4 protein-coding genes are annotated in these 4,963 nt (G+C 67.1%); 2 read left to right on the forward strand and 2 right to left on the reverse strand.

Going from position 1 to position 4,963, the window contains the following annotated elements:
• Positions 1–6: 6 nt before the first annotated feature.
• Together Q4C89_RS08575 and Q4C89_RS08580 are read left to right on the forward strand one after the other, a co-directional pair.
• On the forward strand, positions 7–1,266 hold the full coding sequence (locus tag Q4C89_RS08575) for an acetyl-CoA C-acyltransferase (protein WP_368493228.1): 1,260 nt from the start codon (positions 7–9) through the stop codon (positions 1,264–1,266).
• Entirely contained in the window at positions 1,263–2,612 is a 1,350-nt protein-coding gene (locus tag Q4C89_RS08580) for a 3-oxoacid CoA-transferase (protein WP_303102190.1), read from the forward strand. The genes Q4C89_RS08575 and Q4C89_RS08580 overlap by 4 nt, the downstream gene beginning before the upstream one ends.
• Before the next feature lie 69 nt (positions 2,613–2,681).
• On the opposite strand, the gene Q4C89_RS08585 is transcribed toward Q4C89_RS08580, so the two are convergent.
• Both Q4C89_RS08585 and Q4C89_RS08590 read right to left on the reverse strand, forming a co-directional pair.
• On the reverse strand, positions 2,682–4,556 hold the full coding sequence (locus tag Q4C89_RS08585) for a PTS fructose-like transporter subunit IIB (protein ID WP_303102191.1): 1,875 nt from the start codon (positions 4,554–4,556) through the stop codon (positions 2,682–2,684).
• 101 nt (positions 4,557–4,657) lie between these two features.
• Positions 4,658–4,963, reverse strand: a 306-nt coding sequence (locus Q4C89_RS08590; RefSeq protein ID WP_303102192.1) for a PfkB family carbohydrate kinase, incomplete at its 5' end; no start/stop codon positions are given.

Here is a 4,963-nt window from a genome sequence, read left to right on the forward strand (position 1 = left end):
GCCCAACTGTCCGACCGCGACGTGGTCATCGTTTCTGCCGTGCGTACCCCCATCGGCGCCATTCGCGGCAGCCTGTCGAGCGTGCGCCCCGACGACCTCGGCGCCGTAGTCATCCGTGAAGCCGTGGCGCGGGCGGGCGTGCCTGCCGAGCAGATCGAAGAAGTGATTTTCGGCTGCGCGAACCAGGCGGGCGAGGACAACCGCAACGTGGCCCGCATGTCCAGCCTGCTGGCCGGACTGCCCGACAGCGTGGCAGGCATCACCGTCAACCGCCTGTGCGCGTCGGGCCTCGCGGCGGTCAACACGGCGGCCCGCGCCATCAGAAACGGCGACGGCGACATTTACGTGGTGGGCGGCGTGGAAAGCATGACCCGCGCTCCGCTGACGATGCCCAAGGGCGCTCAGGCCTTCGCCAACGGCAACGTCACCGTCTACGACACCACACTGGGCTGGCGCTACCCCAACCCGGCGATGGAGCAACTCTTTCCGCTCGAAGCGATGGGCGAAACCGCCGAAAACATCGTCGAGCGCAGCCGTGAGGGGGCCTACAAGGGCGGCGAGATTACCCGCGCCGACCAGGACGCCTTCGCACTGGAATCGCAGCGCCGTACGCTGAAGGCCATTCAGGACGGCAAATTCAAGAACGAAATCGTGCCCGTGGAGGTCAAAGGGCGCAAGGGCGTGACTGTCTTCGACACCGACGAACACCCGCGCATCAAGCAGGCGGGAGAAGGCTACGAACTCGCCACCGACGAAGCCACCCTGGCGGGCCTCAAACCCGCGTTTCGTAAGGGCGGCACGGTCACGGCGGGCAACGCTTCGGGCCTGAACGACGGCGCGGCGGCGCTGGTGCTGATGAGCGCGGGCAAGGCGCGGGAACTCGGCATCAAACTGCTGGCCCGCTGGGTGGGGGGCGCGGCGGCGGGCGTGGAAGCGCGGGTGATGGGTCTCGGCCCCATTCCGGCGACCCGCAAGGTGCTGGAACGCACCGGGCTGAGCGTGGACGACCTCGACCTGATCGAGCTGAACGAGGCGTTCGCGGCGCAGGCGTTGGCCTGTATCCGCGAACTGGAACTCGACCCGGCCAAGGTGAATGTGGACGGCGGCGCGATTGCGCTGGGGCACCCGCTGGGCATGAGCGGGGCGCGGCTGGTCGTTCACCTCACCCACGAACTGGAGCGCAGCGGCGGGCGCTACGGGCTGGCGACCCTGTGCGTGGGCGTGGGCCAGGGCGAAGCCGCCATCATCGAGCGGGTCGGGGAATGAAACAGCCGCCTGTCATCGGCCTTGAGGAAGCTGCCGGGATGGTGAAAAGTGGTCAAACCCTGCTGGTCGGCGGCTTTGGGATGACCGGCAACCCGGTGCATCTGCTGCACGCCCTCGCTGAGACGGACGTGCATGACCTCACCTACGTCGCCAACAACGTGGGTGAAGCGGGCATCGGGGGCGGCAAACTGCTGCGGCTGGGCAAGCTGAAAAAGGCCATCGGCTCCTATTTCACATCCAACCGGGAAGCGGTGCAGGCGTATCTGGACGGCGGGCTGGAAGTCGAACTGCTGCCCCAGGGCACCCTCGCAGAAGCGATTCGGGCCGGGGGCGCGGGCATCGGCGGCTTTTATACCCCCACCGCTGCCGGAACCCTGGTGGCGGAGGGGGCCGACACCCGCGTCATCAACGGTCAGGACATGGTCTTTGTACCGGGGTTGCGCGGCGACGTGGCCTTTATCCGGGCGTGGCGGGCTGACCGGGCGGGCAACCTGCAATACCGCCTGACCGAGCAGAATTTCAACAAGGCGATGGCGACTGCCGCCGACTTGGTGATTGCCGAAGTCGAGGAAATCGTAGACGTGGGCGAAATCGCGCCCGAACACGTCCACACGCCGGGGCTGTACGTGGACTATCTGGTACAGGCCACGCTGACGCCCGAAGACCTGGGCACCAGCGCCGACGTGAAGGGCGGGGCCAAACGGGTGGACGAGGGCCGAATGAACATGGCCCGCCGCGCCTTGCAGGAGTTGCGCCCCGGCGACGTGGTGAACCTGGGCATCGGCATTCCGACGCTGGTGGCCGACCTGATTACGCCGCAGCACGGGCTGAACCTGCACACCGAAAACGGGATGCTGGGCGTCGGCCCGGCCCCCGAGGGCGGCGGCGCGATGGATTACCCGGTCAACGCGGGCAAAATCCCCGTCACGGCGCTGCCCGGCGCAAGTTATTTCGACTCGGCAGATTCCTTCGCCATGATTCGCGGGCAGCATGTGCAGGTCGCGGTCATGGGCGGCCTTCAGGTGGACGAAGCCGGGAATCTGGCGAACTGGGCCGTACCCGGTAAGCCGCTGCTGGGCGTGGGCGGCGCGATGGATTTGGCGAGCGGCGCGGCTCGGCTCATCATCACCATGAACCACACCGACCCCGACGGCACCCCCAAAGTGGTGCGCGAATGCACCCTGCCGCTGACGGCAAGGGGCGTGGTGGACATGGTGATTACCGACAAGGCCGTATTCGAGTTCGTGGACGGGCGGCTAACCCTCACCGAACTGATGCCCGGCGCGACCCTGGAAGACGTGCGGGCCACGACGGGAGCGCGGTTTGTCGAGGCGCTGACTTCCTGACCTTTCCAACACAGCGCAGAGGCGGCGGAACATCCCACGTTCCTGCCGCCTCTGCGTCGAATGCTCTCTTTAATCGGCCAAATTGACCGTCTGGGTGGGCAGCGCCACCGCCTCAGGCACAGGCTTTTTCAGGATGCCCAGCAGCACGGTGCTGATGACCGTTCCCGCCAGGATGGACACGATGTACATGGGCAGGTTGGTCACGGCGTTGGGAATGAACAGCACGAAGATGCCGCCGTGAGGCGCACGCAGCAGGCAGCCCGCCGCCATGCTGATGGCCCCGGCCACCGCCGAACCTACCATCAGGGCCGGAATGACGCGCAGGGGGTCGCGGGCGGCGAAGGGAATAGCGCCTTCGGTGATAAAGCTGATGCCCAGCACGCCTGCCGCCTTGCCTGCCTCGCGCTCGTCGGCGGTAAAGCGGTTCTTGAAGAGTTGCGTGGCGAAAAACAGCGCCAGTGGAGGCGTCATGCCCGCCGCCATCGCCGCCGCAATCGGGCCGTAGACCTTGTTGGTCAGCAGGCCGGTGCTGAAGGTGTACGCCGCCTTGTTGATGGGGCCGCCCATGTCGAAGGCCATCATCGCGCCGAGCAGTGCCCCCAGCAGGCCCGCCGAAGCCTGACCCAGCCCCTGGAGCCAGTTGGTCACGGCGGTCAGTGCGGCGGCGACGGGTTTACCCACCACCGTCAGCATCAGCAGGCCGACCAGCAGCGTGCCCAGCAGCGGCAGTAGCAGGGTGGGCTTGAGACCCTCCAGCGTGCGCGGCAGCTTGAGCGCCCTGTTGAGCCAACGCACGAAGTAGCCTGCGATAAAGCCCGCCACCATGCCACCCAGAAAACCGCTGCCCGTGTTCGCGGCAATCAGGCCACCCACCATGCCGGGCGCGAGGCCGGGGCGGTCAGCGATAGAAAAGGCGATATAGCCCGCCAGCACGGGAACGAACAGCTTGAATGCGCCGTTGGCCCCAATGTTGAACAGCAAGTTACCGATGGTTCCGGCGTACTTGTCTTCATAGATGAAGATGCCCTGGTCTCCGAACTGAAACGACCCGAACGCGAAGCCCAGGGCAATCAGGAGGCCCCCCGCCACCACGAAGGGCAGCATGTGAGACACGCCCGTCATCAGGTGCTTGTAAAAACTCGGCACGCCCGCGTTCTTGGCGGCTTTGGCGGCAGCCGCGTCGGCCACATAATTGCCGCTGCTCGCCGCCGCACTCGCTCCGCCGTACACCGTCGCCTGCTCCAGCGCGGTGCGAACGACGGCGGCCCCGTCCTTGATGGCGGGTTTGGTTCCGGTCTGGTAGACCCGTTTGCCCGCAAAGCGGCTCAGGTCCACGTTGGTGTCGGCGGCGATGACCACCACATCGGCGCGGCGGATGTCCTCGGCGCTCAGCGGATTGCCTGCGCCCACGCTGCCCTGGGTTTCGATTTTGTAGTCGTAGCCCAGCGACTTCGCGCCCCCTTCCAGTCCTTCCGCCGCCATGAAGGTGTGGGCGATTCCGGTGGGGCAGGACGTGATGCCGACGATGTACTTGCTGCCCGCTGCCGGGGTGGCCGCCGGGGATGCGGAAGGCGCGGCGATCACCTGGGTGGAGGGCTGGGCCGCTGGCTGGCCCGGTGCTTGGGCCGACGTTTCCACGCCGCTTTGCCCCACGGCCTCAGCGACCAGCCGCGCCGGATTGCGAATGGCTTCCTGGGCCAACGCCCGCACGATGGGTTTTCCGGCAAAGCGCGATTCGTCCACACTCACGTCGGTCGCCAGAATCACGGCGTCGGCGGCGGCGATGTCGGCGGGCGAGAGGGTGTCCTGAGCACCTGCGCTGCCCTGGGTTTCGACGCTCAGGTCGTGGCCCGCCGCCTGGGCTGCGCGGCGCAGGGCTTCGGCGGCCATGTAGGTGTGGGCAATGCCGGTGGGACAGGCGGTTACGGCGACAAGTTTTGCCATCTGGGGGGCCTCCTTGGAAGGGGTCGGGCCGTCAAACGGTCAGAAAGTCCAACGGCGAGAAGAACGAGAAAAATGGCTTACGGCACGCCAAGCAGCGGCGGTCAGACGGGTTGACGGTCAGACAGTTCGATGCTGGACACCTGCACCCCCGCCGCATAGCCGTCCAACTCGGCACGGGGCGGCAGATGGGCCCCCAGGCGGGTGATGTTGCCCACGCTGAAACTGGTGGCGCGGCGGGCGGCGTCGGCGAGGTTCAGGCCGTCCAGATGGGCGGACAACAGCCCCGCCACCATCGCGTCTCCGGCCCCGACGGTGGACACGACCTCCACGCGGGGAGGCCGCGCCCGCACCGTTTCCTGCGGCGTGACCAGCAGCGCACCGTCTTCGCCCTGCGAGATGGCGACCAG

The sequence above is a fragment of the Deinococcus sp. genome (genome assembly GCF_030523985.1).
Lineage (GTDB): Bacteria > Deinococcota > Deinococci > Deinococcales > Deinococcaceae > Deinococcus.